Source organism: Roseateles sp. L2-2 (genome assembly GCF_050613215.1).
Classification (GTDB): Bacteria; Pseudomonadota; Gammaproteobacteria; order Burkholderiales; family Burkholderiaceae_C; genus Roseateles; species Roseateles noduli.
Genome location: NZ_CP192509.1, coordinates 1169581 through 1186304 on the forward strand (window position 1 = coordinate 1169581; position 16724 = coordinate 1186304).

Below are 16724 nucleotides of genomic sequence, written 5' to 3' on the forward strand. Positions count from 1 at the left end.
GGAACCCGCAGGAGTCTTCTCGTTTGTGGACCATCCTAGATGAGAATTGCTCTCATCTGCAAGCCCCGAGGAGGGATGCGCTTGCGAGGCCTGGGGGTTTTGGGCGAAGGGGCGTCAGATCAGCCGAAGGTCCTTGGGGCGGACGCCGGGGAAGACGCGGGCGAGCGCCTCGTTGGACAGGCCGAACTGGCGCTGCCACAGGCCGCCCAGCACGGCGCGGTAGTCGTTGAGCACCGGGTAGTCGCGGTTCTGGAACAGCGTCGACGCGGTCAGGGCGATCTGGACGCCGGCGACCGGGCCGCCGGACGCCAGGCTGCCGCCCAGCAGCCAGTAGACGCTGCCGTGACCGTGGTCGGTGCCGCGGTTGCCGTTCTCGCGGAAGGTGCGGCCGAATTCGCTGATCACCATGACGGAGGTCTGCCGCCAGACGTCCGGGCCGAGTTCGTCCGCGATGGCCGCCAGGCCCCGGCCGACTTCCTCGAAGCGGTTGGCCAGCTGGCCGGTGGCGCCGCCCTGATTCACGTGCGTGTCCCAGCCGCCGACGTCGATGAAACCCAGGCTGAAGCGGCCGCGCATCAAGGTGGCGATGCGGCGCGCCTCCAGCTCGAATCCCTTGGCGGGAATCGCATTGCGACCGGCGGCGTCGGTCATCGTCTTCATCCGGTCGGGGGACAGGTCTCGCGCCAGCTCCTCGCGGAGCGCGAGTCCTTCCTCCACCGAAGCGCCCAGACTCTGGCCCTGGTACATGCTCGCGATCAACGCGCGGTTCTTCGCGTCGACGGCAGGGCGCGCGGTCTCGCGCAGGCCGGCGTTGGCGATGCGGACCGGTCCACGGAAAGCGATCGGCAACTGGTCCGTGAACGACAGCGCCTGCTGCGCATCGAGCTCCGCAGCGAGGCGATTCAGGAAACCGGAGTTGTAGTCGCGGGAGCCACCCACCGGCTGGCCCAGCTCGATGCTGTCCTGCGTCTCGAAGTGGCTGCGCGAGAGGTCCTCCGTCCCGGCGAACGGGAGGAATCGCGCCTGACCCGCCTGCGCCAGCGGGAACACGCTGTTGCGCAGGGCAGGGTGCAGGCCCCAATCGGCATTCAGCGGGAGCGCCGAGGCCGCGTCCGTCGGCGACGGTCTCGCGATCGCGATGCGCGGGCGCTGCTCGTAGTAGAAGCTGCTGCTGGTGGGGATCAACAGGTTGGTGGCGTCATAGCCGCCGCGCAGGAACACCAGCAGGAAACGCGGCCTGTCCGCGCCCGCCGCGAACAGCCGTGCGCCGGACATCGCCAACGGGGCCGCGGCGAGCGTTTGCAGGAGGTGACGTCGTTGCATGGTCAACGGCTCCGGTCAGCGATACATGAAGTCAGGACTGGAGAGCCACAGCGTCAGCCATTGCTGCGGCGTCGTGGTCTGCGCGAGCGCCGTGCGCGTCGCCGGTGCGAGCGTCGGTTCGACGCGCAGGCGCAGCGGCTGCAGGTCCGGCAGCGGCACCGGCGTGTTCGTCCCCTCGGGGCGATACAGCGCGACCGCGCCGCCGCCGATCTGCCGCGCGACTTCGAATCTCAGCGTCATCTGCCCGGGACTGTTCCAGGCGTCCGCCGTCAACGGATAACCGTCCGGCGTCTGCTTGTCGTAGAGGCCCTGTCCGAGTCGACGGAGCCAGTTCTGCAGCGGCTGCGCGTTCTGCAATTCGCGCTGCTCGAAGCCCGCGCGCAGGCTCGACAGCAGGTAGACGTGCGGGTCCTTGAACCGCGGCGAGTCTGCCGAGGCGAACTGCGGCGCGTAGAGCATGGGGCGCAGCGTTGCGGGCAGGTCGCCCTTCGTTCTGAGGAAGGCGGCGCTCATCGCGTCGACCACGTCCCGCGGCGGCTGCTCGCCGAGGAAGAACACCGCGAGCTTGCCGCAGACGAAACGCGCCGTCGCCGGCTGCGCGACCAGCAGGTCCAGCACCTCGTCGAGTTCCTCCGCGCCGCGGCCCTTGATCGTGCGACCGAGCAATTGCTTGTCGCCGAAGTCGTGGCGGCCGGGGTGGAACTCGAACAGGCCGTCGCGCTTGTAGAGCGCCTCGAAGCGCGGCGCGACCTTCGCCGGCTCGGGATCGACGCGCACGCCGAAGCCCGTCAGCACGCGCGCCAGCTCCTGCACGTCGCGCTGCGTGTAGCCGCCGTCGACGCCCAGGGTGTGGAGCTCCAGCAGCTCGCGCGCGTAGTTCTCGTTGATCGCCCGGACGGCGTTCTGATCGTTGTCGAGGTAACGCAGCATCGCCGGATGCCGCGCGACCGCGCCCAGCATTGTGCGGAACGAACCGAGCGCATGCGGACGCAGTGCGCGGTCCTGGTAGTCGGCCAGCATCAGACGGATGTCGCGCTTGCCCTGGTGCACGTTGAAGTGGTTGAACCAGAACCACGACAGCTGTTCGAGCAGTTGCTGCTGGGCGTAGAGCTCGCGCAGCAGCTGACGTTCGCCGGTCTCGCGCGCGGCGAGCCCCTGCGCCTCCTGATAGGCCTTGCGCGCGGCAACGCGTTCTTCTTCGGTCCCGCCCTTGTTGTCGCCGTTGCGCCGGAAGGATTCCGCCGCCCACACGCGCGACGGCAGCGTGCCTTGGCTGATGCCCATGGCATCGATGCGGGCCTGGACCGGCGCGGGCATCTTCGCGCTCGCATCCGCACGGAGCTGGCGTTCGACATAAGGACCCCAGCCGAGGCGTTCGATCTCGCCCAGCTGCGACTGCGTCGCGCCCCAGCCGATGCGGTTGGCCGCGCGCAGGCGCTGCGAGGCGTCCATCGGGATGTCGGGCGCCGAAGGCAGTCCGCCGCACGCCGCGAGCGCTGCGGTCGCCGTCGCGCCGAGCAGCAGCGACCGGCGTTGAAGTCCGGTGGTCGCAGCGCTGATCGAGGCGGTGGTCGAGGCGGTGGTCGAAGGTGACATGCGACAAGCATGCCGCCCTCGTGTCGACCGTGTCCAGTGGCCTTTGCGCTACTTCACAGTTGTAGCGCCCGTTCCGCCGTGTCCCGGCGCCTGCGTTTTCAGAGTTCGGCGACGCCCTTGACCCGTTCGGGCGCCTTCGTCATCGGCACGACGGCGATGGGCGCTTCGACCGCGCGACCGTGGAAGCGGTCCAGCAGATCCTTCCACTGCGCGCGCACGGTGACGACGTTCGCCAGCTTGACGTGGCCGTAGCCGCGGATGCCTTCGGGCAGTCGCGCGAGCTTGATGGCGACGTCGAGCTTGTCCGCGCTCAGGTGCGCCAGCAGCTCGTCGACGAGCGCCTCGTAGTCGCGAACCAGCTGGCGTTCGATGCGGCGCTCCTCGGTCTTGCCGAAGATGTCGAGCACGCCACCGCGCAGGCCCTTGAACTTCGCCAGCGTCTTCAGCGCCTTGAAGGTCCACGAGCCGAGCTCGACCTTCTTCGCGCGGCCGTCTGCACCCGGCTTGGACAGCAGCGGCGGGGCCATGTGGAAGCTCAGGTGATCCCAGTCCTCGAACTGCGCCTTCAGCGCGGCTTCGAACTTGCCGTCGGTGTAGAGGCGCGCGACCTCGTACTCGTCCTTGATCGCGAGCAGCTTGGCGTAATAGCGCGCGACGGCCTTGGTCAGGCGCAGGCCCTTGCCTGCGTTGCCCAGAGCGGACTCGGCGGCGCGTACGCGCTGCACCAGCGCCTCGTAGCGAGTGGCGTAGGCGGCGTCCTGGTAGTCGGTGAGGAAGGCCTTGCGGCGCGCGATCAGGCCGGGCTGGCCCTCCTTGTCGTCGAGCTGGTCGAAGTTGAACCACTGCACCGCGGAGCCCGGCTGTTCGCCCGCCAGGCGGCGCAGCGCCTCCGGCGCGGCGATCGCGAGACGACCCAGCGCGAACGCGGTCTTGTTGTTCTCGATGGCGACGCCGTTCAGCTCGATCGCGCGCATCAGCGCCTCGAAGGACACCGGCACCAGGCCGCGCTGCCAGCACGCACCCAGCATGATGATGTTGCTGGGCATGGTGTCGCCCATCAGGCGCTTGGCGATGTCCTGCGCGTCGATGCTGGCGAGCAGGTCCTTGCCCTCGCCGACGGCGTGGCGCATCTTCGCGATCAGCGCGTCGGCCTGCAGGCTCGCGTCCGGGTTGCGGACGAAGGCGGCGGTCGGCAGCTCATGCGTGTTGGCCAGGATCACCGTGCGGCCGGCCTTGATGGTCGCCAGGGCGTCGGCGCTCGCGCCCACGACCATGTCGCAGGCCAGCAGCACGTCGGCCTGCTGCGTGTCGATGCGGACCTGGTTGAGCAGGTCCTGCGTCGGCGCCACGCGCACGAAGGACAGCACCGCGCCGCCCTTCTGCGCGAAGCCCATGAAGTCCAGCACCGAGCTCTGCTTGCCTTCCAGATGCGCGGCCATGGTGACCAGCGCGCCCACGGTCACGACGCCGGTGCCGCCGACGCCGGTGACCAGCATGTCGAAGGGCCCCGTCCACGCCCAGGGCGCGGGCGGCTGGATCGCGGCGATCTCGCGCGACAGGTCCGCCGGCCCGAAGGCCGCGCCGGCGCGCTTTTTCAGCTTGGCGCCGTGCACCGACACGAAGCTCGGGCAGAAGCCGTTCACGCAGCTGAAGTCCTTGTTGCAGCTGCTCTGCTCGATCACGCGCTTGCGGCCGAAGTCGGTCTCCACCGGCACGACCGACAGGCAGTTGCTCGCCTGGCCGCAGTCGCCGCAGCCTTCGCAGACGGACTCGTTGATGAAGATCCGCTTGTCGGGGTCGGGGAACTCGCCCTTCTTGCGGCGGCGGCGCTTCTCCGCGGCGCAGGTCTGGTCGTAGATCAGCACGGTGACGCCGGCGATCTCACGCAGCTCGCGCTGCACGGCGTCCAGCTCGGACCGGTCGTGGAAGGTCGTTCCCGTCGGGAAGAGGCCGTGGTGGCCCTCGTACTTCTCGATGTCGTCGGAGACCACGACCAGGCGCTTGACGCCTTCGGCCTCGACCTGGCGCGCGATCTGCGGCACCGAGGTCTGGCCGTCGACCGGCTGGCCGCCGGTCATCGCGACCGCGTCGTTGTAGAGGATCTTGTAGGTGATGTTGGCCTTGGCCGCGATGGCCTGCCGGATCGCCAGGTAGCCCGAGTGGTAGTAGGTGCCGTCGCCCAGGTTCTGGAAGACATGCTTCTCGGTCGTGAAGCGCGAATGCGCCGCCCAGTCCACGCCTTCGGCGCCCATCTGGATCAGGCCCGAGGTGCCGCGTTCCATCCAGCTCGCCATGAAGTGGCAGCCGATGCCGGCCAGCGCGCGCGAGCCTTCGGGGAGCTTGGTCGAGGTGTTGTGCGGGCAGCCCGAGCAGAAGTAGGGCTGGCGGCGCACCGCATCCGCACTGTTGGACAGCAGGCAGGGCGTCAGGAAATCGACGACCAGATGGCGCCGGTCCAGCGCCGGGTTCAGACGCGCCAGCCAGTCGGCGACGGTCGGCATGATGCGAGACGGCCGCAGCTCGCCGAGCGCGCTCAGCACGGCGGCCCCGTGTTCATCGGACTTGCCGACCACGCGCGGACGTTGCGCGTCGGGCAGGTGGTAGAGCAGTTCCTTGATCTGGCGCTCGACGACGGGTGCCTTCTCCTCGATGACCAGCATGTCGGTCAGGCCCTGCGCGAACTCGCGGATGCGCGTCGGCTCCAACGGGTACACCAGGCCGACCTTGTAGACCCGCACGCCGGCGGCGGCCAGCGCGTTGGGGTCGAGGTCCAGGCGGCGCAGCACTTCCATGAAGTCGTAGTGCGCCTTGCCGACAGTCACGATGCCCAGCGACGCGCGCGGGCTGACGACGATGTGCTTGTCGATCGAATTGACTTTGGCGAAGGCCAGCACCGCGTCGATCTTGTGCGCGAGGCGCGACTCCAGTTCCAGCGACGGCAGGTCGACGGAACGGATGTGGAGGTTGGTCGGCGGCGTGTGGTCGACGGGCAGCTCGAAGTCCATGGCCACCGCATCGAGGTCGACCGTCATGCCCGACTCGACAACTTCCGAGATCGCCTTGAAGCCGACCCAGGCGCCCGAGAAGCGCGACAGCGCCCAGCCATAGAGGCCGAATTCGAGGTACTCCGCGACGTTGCCCGGATGCACCAGCGGCATCGACCAGGCCTGCAGCGCGAGGTCGCTCTGGTGCGGCGTGGACGAGGACACGCAGCCGTGGTCGTCACCGCAGACGACGAGCACGCCGCCCTGCTTCGCCGTGCCGTACACGTTGCCGTGCTTGAGCGCGTCGCCGGAGCGGTCCACGCCCGGGCCCTTGCCGTACCACATGGCGAACACGCCATCGACGGTGCGCTTCGGGTCCAGCGCCACGCGCTGCACGCCCAGGCAGGCGGTGGCGGCGAGGTCCTCGTTGATGGCGGGCAGGAAGTTGACTTCCGCCTTGTCGAGGAACTTCTTCGCCTTCCACAGCTGCTGGTCGACCATGCCCAGCGGGCTGCCGCGGTAGCCGCTGACGAAGCCGGCGGTCTTCAGGCCCTGGCGTTCGTCCTGCGCCTTCTGCATCAACAGCAGGCGCACGAGCGCCTGGGTGCCGGTCAGGAACACCGGTCCGGCGCTGGCGGCCAGGTTGTCGGAGAGCTGGTAGGGGCGCAGGGCCGGCGCGACGGCAAGACTGGCTTCGGTCATGGCTTGTCTCCCCAATGGGGCGAGCCGGCCGGGGCGGGCCGGTCGGCTCGGATTTGTAGATGGATCGATGAGGGGATTCTTTCCGAGACAATGGGAACTTTCTTGCTCCGTTTACTAGTGCGGCAGCAAGGATCGATCAAGTCATACTCAGAAAGCGCGGATATGGAGAATGAACGTTTCGATCGGGCGACCCGCTTGATCCTGGAGGCGTTGCAGGCCGATGCGCGCCAGAGCACCCAGCAGCTGGCGGACAAGGTGGGGCTCTCGGCGACGCCGGTCTGGCGCCGGGTCAAGGAGCTCGAGGAGCGCGGCGTGATCAGGCGTCACGTGGCGCTGGTGGACCGGGAACAACTCGGCCTGTCGATCTGCGTCCTGGCGAACGTCAGCCTGGTGCGTCACACGGAAGGGGCGGTCGACGCCTTCGAGGCGATGGTCGCGGGCAGTCCGGAGATCGTCGAATGCCAGGCCATCACCGGCGAGGCGGACTACGTCATCAAGATCGTCGCGCCCGACATGAAGGCCTACGACCAGTTCCTGCAGAGCAAGGTGTTCCGTGTCCCGGGCGTGGCCAGCGTGCGCAGCAACGTGGTGTTGCGCGAGGTGAAGTACGAGACCGCGTATCCGGTGCCGTGATGGTGTTCCTGCGCGTTCTCCTCAATGGGCATCGCGTTTTCGACGTGAGATCCTGACGCCATGTTCTCCGTCTACGGCACTTCCGGAAAGATTCTCACCGGCGGCCTGGAGCAGGTTCGCGACCTGGCTCCGGTGCAGGCGGTGGCGCGCACGCGCGCGGTGGCGCCGATTGCGCGGCAGGGCGACCTGACGCCGTCGACGGTCGTGCTGGCGGGGGTGGGGCAGGGCGCTGGCGGCGGCGTCGGGGGCGGGCCGGGATTCGGTCCGTCGGCCTACATGGCGCACGAGGCGCTGGCGGCCTACGCCGGCGACACCACGCGCGTGCCGCTCACCCAGGTGCATCAGCTGATGAGCCGCAAGCTGATCAGCGTGATGTCGGGCTCGTCGCTGCGTCAGGCGATGCGGACGATGTCGCGCGTCGGGGTGGCTCAGGCGCCGGTGCTCGGGGAGCAGGGCGAGGTGCGTGGCCTGGTGTCGCGCGGTGATCTCACACGCGGTCTGGCGGAGGATCTGGAGGAGATGGCCGAGATCATGGTCATCGCCCGGCGGCTGGCTGCGCCCGTGGACGATGTGATGTGGACGCCGGTGCCGGTGGCGCAGTCCGACACGCCGCTGCGCGAGGCTGCGCAATTGATGCTGGACCTTGGCCTGCCGGGTCTGCCGGTGGGCGACGACAACGGCCGCCTGATCGGCTTTCTCTCGCGCAGCGACCTGCTGCGCGGCATGACGCACGAACCGCCGCTGGACCTCTGGTCCTGACGCGTGCGACGCCTGGGGCGCTCGAGGGCGCCCAGGGTCAGTACTTGCGCATCCCGCGGTCGGCTTCTTCCTGCTCGATCGCCTGCAGCGTGCGCCAGTCGGTGCACACGAACACGCCGTCTTCCACGATGCGGTCCGGCAGCGAGCCGTCGCCGCGGGCGACCTTCCCGTCCTTGCAGATCAGGGTGCCGCGCGCCGAGCCCTGGTCCTGCAGCGCCTTGCCGATGACCATCGAATCCCGCGTGTACAGCGTCAGCATCAGCAGCGCGAACAGCACGCCCAGCATCAACGCCACGCCCACGACGATGTCGCTGACGTCGCGCAGGGCCGACGGCGGCGCCGGCTGCGCCACCTGCGCACGGGGCGCGGCGGCGAAGCTGCGGCCGTCGTCCCGCGAGGCGCTCGCAGGCGAACGCGACGTGGACGGGCCGGATCGCGCGTTGGCGCGAGACAAGCCGGGCGAAGGACGGGTGGTGGCCATGTTCATGAGACGGATCGCTTTGCCAAAAAGACAACCAGCTGGGCGGACCGGAGACGGACGGGATGAAGGCTACAGGCGACCGGCCTCGTCAACTACTTAAATGCGGGTCTCCCCACCAAAAATGCACGGGTGATCCCACCCCTTTCCGTTGGTTACAGCAGTTGCAGAACTAAGATTTCTGCACCTCCAAAGAGCGCCTTCCGGGCGTTCTGAAGCGCCCGAAGTGGCGCAGTGCGCACACCGCGCGAAACCACACGCCGACCCTGCGTCCACCTTCGCGAGCTCGATTCACCATGTCCCAATTCGATACCCCCCTCACGGACGCCGCACATCAGGCGCTGCAGAAGTTGTCGCACGAGTTGCCCGACGCCTGCGAACGCCTGGACTACGTCAAGCGCATGACCGATCAGGCCGCCAACAAGGTGCTGGGGATCGTCGAGTCGGCGCAGGAGGACGCGCAGGCCGTCGCGCGCCAGGGGCATGAGTTGTCGGAATCGCTGCAGCGTCTGGCCGCGTCGCCGGACCTGAGCGTCGAACGCGCGCGCGCCATGATGCGGTTGTGCGCCGCCTATGCGGCCGGCGCCGCCGGTTTCGCGGACCGCGTGAAGGGCCTGCAGACCGAGATCATGATGGCCCAGGACTTCCAGGACCTGTCCGGTCAGGTGATCAACAAGGTGCTGGGCATGCTGCGCCCTGCGGAGGAGCCGCTGCAACAGCTGCTTGCCGCGCAGGGACATGCCGCCCCGGCCGCCGCTGCGGAAGAACAGCTCGCCGGCGTGCAGACGCCGGACAAGGCGCTGCAGCAGGACGACGTCGACGCGATGCTGGCCGAAATGGGGTTCTGAGCCTGACGCCCGGCGTTCGATGAACGCGGCGGTCCCTGCTCAGGACCAGAGCATCGGATCCACCTCGTAGTAGCGCCGCAGTTCGCCGTACAGCGCGGGATGCGCCTGTGCCAGCGCCCACGGCTGCCCGAAGAAGCGCTCGCTGGAGACCGCGAAGAACTCTGCCGGCTCGGTGGCCGCGTAATCGCCCAGCGGATCGGGCTCGCCCGCGGCCAGCCGCGCGCGCAGCAGGTCGAAACTCTGCTGCATCACCGCCGCCCAGCGCGCCTGCCGCGCCCGGTTGCCCAGCCACGGCGCGCCGTTGGCCAGGCCCTTGACCTGATCGAGCTGGTGCGCGAATTCATGCACCGCGACGTTGTGGCCGCGCTCGGGCTGCGCGGCGTCTCTCAGCACGTCGTCCCAGGACAGCACGACCTGGCCCTCGCCCCACGATTCGCCGCTCAGCACCTGCCGGTCCTGCATCTGCAGCGGGCCTTGATGCCGCACGCGGTCGACGATGAACGCGCCGGGATACACCAGCACCGTGTGCAGCTTCGGGTAGTAGCCGCGGGCGCGGCCGAGCAGCGGCAGCGTCGCCAGCGCGGCGATGGTCACGCGGACCTCGTCGGTGATGACCTGGCCGGCGCAGCCGATGAAGGATTTCTCTGCGAGGAAGACCTGCATCTGCCGCTTGAGCTTGAGCTGCAGGTCCGCCGGCAGCCGCGCGACCTGCGGCACGTTGCGGCGCAGGATGGCGCGCCATGCGGCGGGGAAGGCCTTCGCACGCAGCCGGGCGCGGCGGCGCGCCTGTCGCCAGGAGTGGCTCATCAGCCAGAAGCAGATCAGCGCCGCGAACAGCGCGAGCAACAGCAGGGTCATGGCGGGGAGCGCTTCGGCGCTTCGCTGCAAGACTTCGAAGATGCGCGCGGGCGGAGCGCTTTTCAAGAGCGGGTCAGGTGTTGCCGCTTGCAATCGTTGTTCGAACAGGAGTGCGGCGTCGGCGCGACGAAGTCGGGCCCCCGGGGCGATTGCCAGTCGATCCGACGACCGGGACGCCCGATCCCGTCACCCGCGACCCGGACAATTTCGGCCTGGACGACCGCGGACTTGAGCGCTGATTGAAGCGCCGCCACCAGACGGTCGCCTTGTTACGAACAGACGAGTCAAGAGGGAGGGCGGCGACCGGCCGGAAGGCGCGGTGGCCGTCGAGGCAATTTGAAGTTTTCGGAAGTGCAGGCGACGTCGCTGAGGACGTCGCCGTTCGACGTCAGTCCGCTGCAGCAGTACCGCGCGAAAGTCCAGCAGGAGATGCTGGACGGCGCGCCGCCGTCCGTGGTGCTGCGCCTGTCTCCGTTCATCGGGACGGAAGGGCCGCTCAAGGAGATGTACGCGCGCAACAGCGCCGACGTCACCTATGGCCGTCACCCGCTCGGGCAGGAAGCGCCGCCGGTCAGCCGCGTGGAGACGCCGGCGTACTCTCACGGCAGTTTCACCGCCGTCAGCTTTCCCGACCTGAGCGTGCAGGTCGAACTCGGACCGATGCTGGTCAGCCACGTCGATCGCGCGGGCGGAACGCCGCGCATCCTCGACGTGACTGCCTGAATTCAGACCGTTTCCGTGCGCGCGGCGCGGACCGCCTCGCTGAGCACGTCCAGCACCTCGATCGAGTCGTCCCAGGCCAGGCAGGCGTCGGTGATGCTCTTGCCGTACTCCAGCTTGGACGGATCGTCCTTGCCGGGGCTGAACTTCTGCGCGCCGCCCTTCAGGTGGCTCTCGACCATCACGCCGAAGATGCTGGTGCCGCCGGCGCGGATCTGCGCGGCGATGTCGCGCGCGACGTCCAGCTGGCGTTCGTGGTTCTTGCTGCTGTTGGCATGCGAGCAGTCGACCATCAGCCGCGTGTCGAGCTTGGAGGTCGCCAGGTCCGCGCAGGCTGCCGCGACGCTCTGGGCGTCGTAGTTCGGCGCCTTGCCGCCGCGCAGGATCACGTGGCAGTCGCGGTTGCCCTTGGTCTCGACGATCGCGACCTGGCCGTTCTTGTGCACCGACAGGAAGTGGTGGGGCCGCGCCGCCGCCTGGATCGCGTCGGTGGCGATCTTGATGTTGCCGTCGGTGCCGTTCTTGAAGCCGATGGGCGCCGACAGGCCCGAGGCCAGCTCGCGGTGCACCTGGCTCTCGGTGGTGCGCGCGCCGATCGCGCCCCAGCTGATCAGGTCGCCGATGTACTGCGGCGAGATCACGTCCAGGAACTCCGAGCCCGCCGGCATGCCCAGCCGGTTGATCTCCAGCAGCAGTTGGCGCGCGATGCGCAGGCCCTCGTCGATGCGGTAGCTCTCGTCGAGGTAGGGGTCGTTGATCAGCCCCTTCCAGCCCACCGTCGTGCGCGGCTTCTCGAAGTAGACGCGCATCACGATCTCCAGCGTGTCGGCGTGCTGCTCGCGCAGCGTCACCAGGCGCTTGGCGTACTCCAGCGCCGCGGCCGGGTCGTGGATCGAGCAGGGCCCGATGATCACGAGCAGGCGGTCGTCCTTGCGCTGCATGATGTCGCGGATGCGCTGGCGCGTGCCGACGACGAGCTGCTCCATGGCCGTGCCACGGATCGGGAAGAAGCGGATGAGGTGTTCGGGAGGCGGCAAGGGCGTGATGTCCAGGATGCGTTCGTCGTCGGTCTGGGAGGTCTTGTCCTGCGGCGAATACCAGCGCTCCGCCTGCGTGGCGCTGGGATAAGGACTGGTCGACTTGGCATTCATGGGTGACGCTTTCAGTGGTGGGCTGCTTGGCTCTGTGTGCTCGGGGCCCGGCCGAAAAAAAACCGCCGGGCTTGGGGCCCGGCGGTTTTCGAGGATTCTTTGGCGCTCTGCTTATGCGTTCGCCTCTCCTCCGCCGGGGCGGTGCGAGAACCAAAAATAAGCAAAGTAGAACTTGGGTGCGGAACGCATGGGACCAATAGTGCCTGTGCTCACCGCAGCGCGTCAAGCACCGCGGGGTGACAGCCGCCCGTGTCGTGCGACGACATCGGGCAAGCCATCCTTCGTGGATTCCAGGGGCAGCGCCGGATCAGCGCGGGGTCAGGCCGTGCCGCCGACGGTCAGCCCGTCGATGCGCAGCGTCGGCTGGCCGACGCCCACCGGGACGCTCTGGCCTTCCTTGCCGCAGACGCCCACGCCGGTGTCCAGCTGCATGTCGTTGCCGATCATGGTGACGCGGGTCAGCGCGTCCGGGCCGTTGCCGATGATGGTCGCGCCCTTGACCGGGTACTGGATCCTGCCGTTCTCGACCCAGTAGGCCTCGCTGGCGGAGAACACGAACTTGCCCGACGTGATGTCGACCTGTCCGCCGCCGAAGTTGGTCGCGTACAGGCCCTTGTCGATGCTGGCGATGATTTCCTTCGGATCCTTGTCGCCGCCCAGCATGTAGGTGTTGGTCATGCGCGGCATCGGCATGTGGGCGTAGCTCTCGCGGCGGCCGTTGCCGGTGGGGGCGACCTTCATCAGGCGCGCGTTCATCGCGTCCTGGATGTAGCCCTTGAGGATGCCGTCCTCGATCAGCACGTTGCGCTGCGAGGCGCAGCCCTCGTCGTCGACGTTGAGCGAGCCCCGGCGGTCGGGGATGGTGCCGTCGTCCAGCACGGTCACGCCCTTGGCGGCGACGCGTTCGCCGATGCGGCCGGAGAAGGTCGACGAGCCCTTGCGGTTGAAGTCGCCTTCCAGGCCGTGGCCGACGGCCTCGTGCAGCAGCACGCCGGGCCAGCCCGGGCCGAGGACGACGGTCATCTCGCCGGCCGGGGCCGGGCGCGATTCGAGGTTGGTCAGCGCCGCGCTCACCGCCTGCTCGACGTAGGAGGCGATCATCTCGTCGGTGAAGTAGGCCAGGCCGAAACGCCCGCCGCCGCCGCCGGAACCCACCTCGCGGCGGCCGTTGCTCTCGGCGATGACCGTGACGGACAGGCGCACCAGCGGCCGCACGTCGGCGGCCAGCGTGCCGTCGGCGCGGGCGATCAGGACGACCTCGTGCTCGGCGGCCAGGCCGGCCATCACCTGCGCGATGCGCGGGTCCTTGGCGCGGGCCAGGCGCTCGGTGCGCTCCAGCAGGGCGACCTTCTGCGCGCTGTCCAGGCTGGCGATCGGGTCGGCGTCGCCGTAGAGCGAGCGGCTGCCGGAGACGACCGGCTCGGTCGGCACCTTCACGCGGCGGCTCTGGCCGGCCGAGGCGATCGCGCGCACGGTGCGGGCGGCGTCGAGCAGCGCGGCTTCGGAGATGTCGTCGGAGTACGCGAACGCCGTCTTCTCGCCGGCGACGGCGCGCACGCCCACGCCCTGGTCGATCGAGAAGCTGCCGCTCTTGACGATGCCTTCCTCCAGGCTCCAGCCCTCCGCGCGGGTGGTCTGGAAGTAGAGATCGGCGTCGTCGACGCGGTGCTCCGTGATCAGGCGCAGGGCCTGCGAGAGCGACGCATCGGTCAGGCCGAAGGGTTCGAGCAGCTGGGCACGGGCGGTGACCAGGCGGGCGAGGGTGGGTTCGCGCGAAATCATCGGCTGATTGTAGGCATCGCCCGGGGCGGGCGCTCGCCGACGGGGGCGACCCTCCCCGGGGGATGGTGACCAGTCGAGGTCGGTTGCCCGAAGCGGAGGGACGGCGGCGCGGCGTAGCGATCCGTAGCAATCGCTTCACCGATCTTTACGGCGACCCGGTCGCCGTTTCCGACGGGACCCTCGTTGTCTCCCCAGCGGCAACGAAAACCGCAGCCAACCTCCCAAGGAGAACCTCGATGAAGCGCATGTCCCTGTCGATCGCCCTCGTGTCCAGCCTGCTCGCCGCTTCGGCGTTCGCCCAGACCGCCGCGCCGGCCTCGACCGCCACGCCGCGCGTCGACCAGCGTGAAGCGAACCAGCAGCAGCGCATCGCCAACGGCGCCGCGTCCGGTCAGCTGACCGCGAAGGAAACGCAGCATCTGGAGAAGCAGCAGGCCCGCGTCGACAACGCCGAGGCGAAGGCCAAGTCCGACGGTGTCGTCACCGCGAAGGAGCGCCGCCAGCTGCAGCGCAAGCAGGACGTCGCCAGTGCCGACATCCGCCGCGCGAAGCACAACAACAAGACTGCGGGCAAGTGATCCAGACCTGACTGCCGAGGCCGCTGGCCCTCACCCCAACCCTCTCCCGCAAGCGGGAGAGGGAGCAAGAGGAGCCAGCGCTGCGAGTGGAGCCGGTTGGACTCCCTCTCCCGCTTGCGGGAGAGGGCGGGGGTGAGGGCTGGGGTCTCCGCAGGAAGATGAATTCAGGACGCCGCGTCGGCGTCCTCGTCATCCTCGCCCTGGGCGTCCTGCTTCCACTCCAGCGCCTGCTGGTAGAGCGCCTTGCGCGACTCGCCGGTGAGCTCCGCGGCCAGCGCCGCGGCCTGCTTCAGCGGCAGGTCCCGCACGAGCACGCGCAGCGTGCGCAGGGCCTCCTCGGGCAGGCCGTCGGTGTCGGACACCGTCGGCGCCGCATGCAGCACCAGCACGAATTCCCCGCGCTCGCGTTGCTTGTCCTCGGCCATCCAGGCGGGCAAGGTCGCGCAGGGCGCGGTGTGGATGGTCTCGAACTGCTTGGTGACCTCGCGGCATACCGTCAGCGTCTGCTCGGGCGCGAGCTCCGCCAGCAGCGCGATCAATTCCTGGATGCGATGCGGCGCCTCGAACAGCACCTGGCTGTGCGGCGCGCCGGTCAGCGCCTGGAGCGCGCTGCGGCGCTCCGCCGCCTTGGTCGGCAGGAAGCCGACGAAGCGGAAACCCTGCGCCCGCGCGTCGCCCGCGACGCTGAGCGCCGCCGCCGCGCTGCTCGCGCCGGGCAGCGGCACGACGCGCACGCCGGCCTTCGCCGCCGCGGCGACCAGCACCGCGCCGGGATCCGAGATCGCCGGCGTGCCCGCGTCGCTGACGTAGGCGATGCGCTCGCCGGCCAGCAGCCGCGCCACCAGTCCTTCCGCCGCCTGCTGCTCGTTGTGCTGGTGCAGGGCCACCAGCGGCTTGTGCACTCCGAGCCATCTCAGCAACTGAGCGCTGACGCGCGTGTCCTCGCAGGCGACGGCGTCGACCAGGCCCAGCACGTGGATCGCGCGCAGGCTCAGGTCGGCGAGGTTGCCGATCGGGGTCGCGACGACGTAGAGCGTGCCGGCCGGGTGTTGCTGATGACCGGCCGCGGCGGCAGCGGCGGCGATCAGCGAAGCGGACGGGGACGTCGACATGTTCAAGAACTTCTCCAGGGGAAGCGCGGACGCCGGAACGGCCGTGGACAGGCAGGCGCGCGGGGCCGAGGCCGAACAGCGCGCCCTCGACCATCTGAGGCGGCAGGGCCTGCGGCTGGTGGCCCGCAATTATCGGGTGGCGCGCGGACCGTCCGCGCGCGGCGGCGAGGTCGACCTGATCCTGCGCGAACGCGACGGCACGCTGGTCTTCGTCGAGGTGCGCGCCCGCGAGAGCGACAGCCACGGCGGCGCGGCGGCCAGCGTGACCCGGCACAAGCAACGGCGTGTGATCTTCGCGGCGGAATGTTTCCTGCGCACGCAGCGCATCGTGCCGCCGTGCCGGTTCGATGTGGTGGCCGTCGACGGCGAAAGGATCGAGTGGCTGCGGGGAGCGTTCGATGTGCCGGCGGAGCATTGACACGACCCTCACCCCCGCCCTCTCCCGCAGTGCGGGAGAGGGAGTCATTCCCCGCATTGCCACCCTGGATGGCCCCCTCTCCCGCACTGCGGGAGAGGGATGGGGTGAGGGTCTTCACCGCTTATCATCCCCGCCATATGTTGGAACAACGCATACAACAACAGTTCTTCGAAAGCGCGGACCTGCTGTACCAGATCGCCGAGAGCCTGTCGCGGCCGTTGGCGACCGCGGCGCAGATGATGGTGACGGTGCTGACCGGCGGCGGTCGCGTGCTGACCGCGGGCCTGGGCACGTCGGCGGCGGACGCCACCTACATGGCCTCGCTGCTGTCGGGCAACTTCGAGCAGGACCGGCCCGGCCTGGCCGCGATCGCGCTGGACGCGCAGTCGCAGGGCTACGCCGATCCGGCGTCGGCGCTGATGCGCCAGATCCAGACCTTCGGCCATCCGGGCGACCTGCTGCTGCTGTTCGAGGCGCAGGCCAGCGGCGCCGCCGCCGCACTGCTGCAGGTGGCGCACGGCCAGGAGATGAGCGTGATCGTGATCAGCGGCACCCAGGACGACGACTGGCGCGGCACGCTGCTCGACACCGACGTGCAGCTGCGCGTGCCGCACAGCCGCTTCGCCCGCGTCGCGGAAGCGCACCGCCTGCTCACGCACTGCCTCAGCGACGCGATCGACCTGCAACTGCTGGGCGCCGGCGAATGACCGCGCGCCGCGCAGTGTTCGTCCGTTGATCCCGACCCCGACGGCGATGCCGACGACTTCCTCCCCGACTTCTCC

15 protein-coding genes are annotated in these 16724 nt (G+C 69.2%); 7 read left to right on the top strand and 8 right to left on the bottom strand.

Going from position 1 to position 16724, the window contains the following annotated elements; translation table 11 throughout:
* Positions 1 to 114 precede the first annotated feature (114 nt).
* The 3 genes from ACQZ13_RS05350 to ACQZ13_RS05360 form a co-directional block, all read right to left on the bottom strand.
* Positions 115 to 1323, bottom strand: a complete 1209-nt coding sequence (locus tag ACQZ13_RS05350; protein WP_431050189.1) for a DUF1501 domain-containing protein — start codon at positions 1321 to 1323, stop codon at positions 115 to 117.
* Between the two features lie 15 nt (positions 1324 to 1338).
* Complete coding sequence (locus ACQZ13_RS05355; protein ID WP_431050190.1) at positions 1339 to 2919, bottom strand: DUF1800 domain-containing protein; 1581 nt, start codon at positions 2917 to 2919, stop codon at positions 1339 to 1341.
* A gap of 98 nt (positions 2920 to 3017) precedes the next feature.
* Complete coding sequence (locus tag ACQZ13_RS05360) at positions 3018 to 6605, bottom strand: indolepyruvate ferredoxin oxidoreductase family protein (protein WP_431050191.1); 3588 nt, start codon at positions 6603 to 6605, stop codon at positions 3018 to 3020.
* A 162-nt stretch (positions 6606 to 6767) separates the two neighbouring features.
* Between ACQZ13_RS05360 and ACQZ13_RS05365 the strand changes: the two genes are divergently transcribed.
* Entirely contained in the window at positions 6768 to 7238 is a 471-nt protein-coding gene (locus tag ACQZ13_RS05365; RefSeq protein WP_088404959.1) for an Lrp/AsnC family transcriptional regulator, read from the top strand.
* Positions 7239 to 7298: 60 nt separating this feature from the next.
* Positions 7299 to 7997 (top strand): CBS domain-containing protein, encoded by a 699-nt coding sequence (locus ACQZ13_RS05370; RefSeq protein ID WP_431050192.1) that lies wholly within the window; start codon positions 7299 to 7301, stop codon positions 7995 to 7997.
* 37 nt (positions 7998 to 8034) lie between these two features.
* On the opposite strand, the gene ACQZ13_RS05375 is transcribed toward ACQZ13_RS05370, so the two are convergent.
* Positions 8035 to 8484 carry a hypothetical protein gene (locus tag ACQZ13_RS05375; protein ID WP_088404961.1) on the bottom strand — a complete coding sequence of 150 codons (450 nt, stop codon included), beginning with the start codon at positions 8482 to 8484 and terminating at the stop codon, positions 8035 to 8037.
* Positions 8485 to 8771: 287 nt separating this feature from the next.
* Here ACQZ13_RS05375 and ACQZ13_RS05380 point away from each other — a divergent pair, with 287 nt between their 5' ends.
* Positions 8772 to 9323 carry a protein phosphatase CheZ gene (locus tag ACQZ13_RS05380; protein ID WP_431050193.1) on the top strand — a complete coding sequence of 184 codons (552 nt, stop codon included), beginning with the start codon at positions 8772 to 8774 and terminating at the stop codon, positions 9321 to 9323.
* Between the two features lie 39 nt (positions 9324 to 9362).
* Here the strand turns inward: ACQZ13_RS05380 and ACQZ13_RS05385 are convergent, their stop codons facing one another.
* Positions 9363 to 10181, bottom strand: a complete 819-nt coding sequence (locus ACQZ13_RS05385) for a zinc-dependent peptidase (protein WP_088404964.1) — start codon at positions 10179 to 10181, stop codon at positions 9363 to 9365.
* Between the two features lie 336 nt (positions 10182 to 10517).
* Here ACQZ13_RS05385 and ACQZ13_RS05390 point away from each other — a divergent pair, with 336 nt between their 5' ends.
* Complete coding sequence (locus ACQZ13_RS05390) at positions 10518 to 10904, top strand: hypothetical protein (protein WP_431050194.1); 387 nt, start codon at positions 10518 to 10520, stop codon at positions 10902 to 10904.
* Positions 10905 to 10906: 2 nt separating this feature from the next.
* On the opposite strand, the gene ACQZ13_RS05395 is transcribed toward ACQZ13_RS05390, so the two are convergent.
* Both ACQZ13_RS05395 and tldD read right to left on the bottom strand, forming a co-directional pair.
* A complete protein-coding gene (locus tag ACQZ13_RS05395) occupies positions 10907 to 12052 on the bottom strand; it encodes a 3-deoxy-7-phosphoheptulonate synthase (RefSeq protein WP_088404966.1) in 1146 nt (381 codons plus the stop codon).
* Between the two features lie 318 nt (positions 12053 to 12370).
* Positions 12371 to 13834 carry a metalloprotease TldD gene (gene tldD, locus ACQZ13_RS05400; protein ID WP_431050195.1) on the bottom strand — a complete coding sequence of 488 codons (1464 nt, stop codon included), beginning with the start codon at positions 13832 to 13834 and terminating at the stop codon, positions 12371 to 12373.
* A gap of 236 nt (positions 13835 to 14070) precedes the next feature.
* Here tldD and ACQZ13_RS05405 point away from each other — a divergent pair, with 236 nt between their 5' ends.
* Entirely contained in the window at positions 14071 to 14412 is a 342-nt protein-coding gene (locus tag ACQZ13_RS05405; RefSeq protein WP_297530825.1) for a hypothetical protein, read from the top strand.
* Positions 14413 to 14576: 164 nt separating this feature from the next.
* Here ACQZ13_RS05405 and rsmI read toward each other — a convergent pair whose 3' ends face one another.
* The gene (gene rsmI, locus ACQZ13_RS05410) at positions 14577 to 15524 is read right to left on the bottom strand and encodes a 16S rRNA (cytidine(1402)-2'-O)-methyltransferase (RefSeq protein WP_431050196.1); all 948 of its coding nucleotides are present in this window, start codon (positions 15522 to 15524) and stop codon (positions 14577 to 14579) included.
* Between rsmI and ACQZ13_RS05415 the strand changes: the two genes are divergently transcribed.
* Together ACQZ13_RS05415 and ACQZ13_RS05420 are read left to right on the top strand one after the other, a co-directional pair.
* Positions 15523 to 15942 (top strand): YraN family protein, encoded by a 420-nt coding sequence (locus tag ACQZ13_RS05415; RefSeq protein ID WP_431050197.1) that lies wholly within the window; start codon positions 15523 to 15525, stop codon positions 15940 to 15942. The genes rsmI and ACQZ13_RS05415 overlap by 2 nt on opposite strands.
* A gap of 137 nt (positions 15943 to 16079) precedes the next feature.
* Complete coding sequence (locus ACQZ13_RS05420; RefSeq protein WP_431050198.1) at positions 16080 to 16649, top strand: SIS domain-containing protein; 570 nt, start codon at positions 16080 to 16082, stop codon at positions 16647 to 16649.
* Positions 16650 to 16724: the final 75 nt, after the last annotated feature.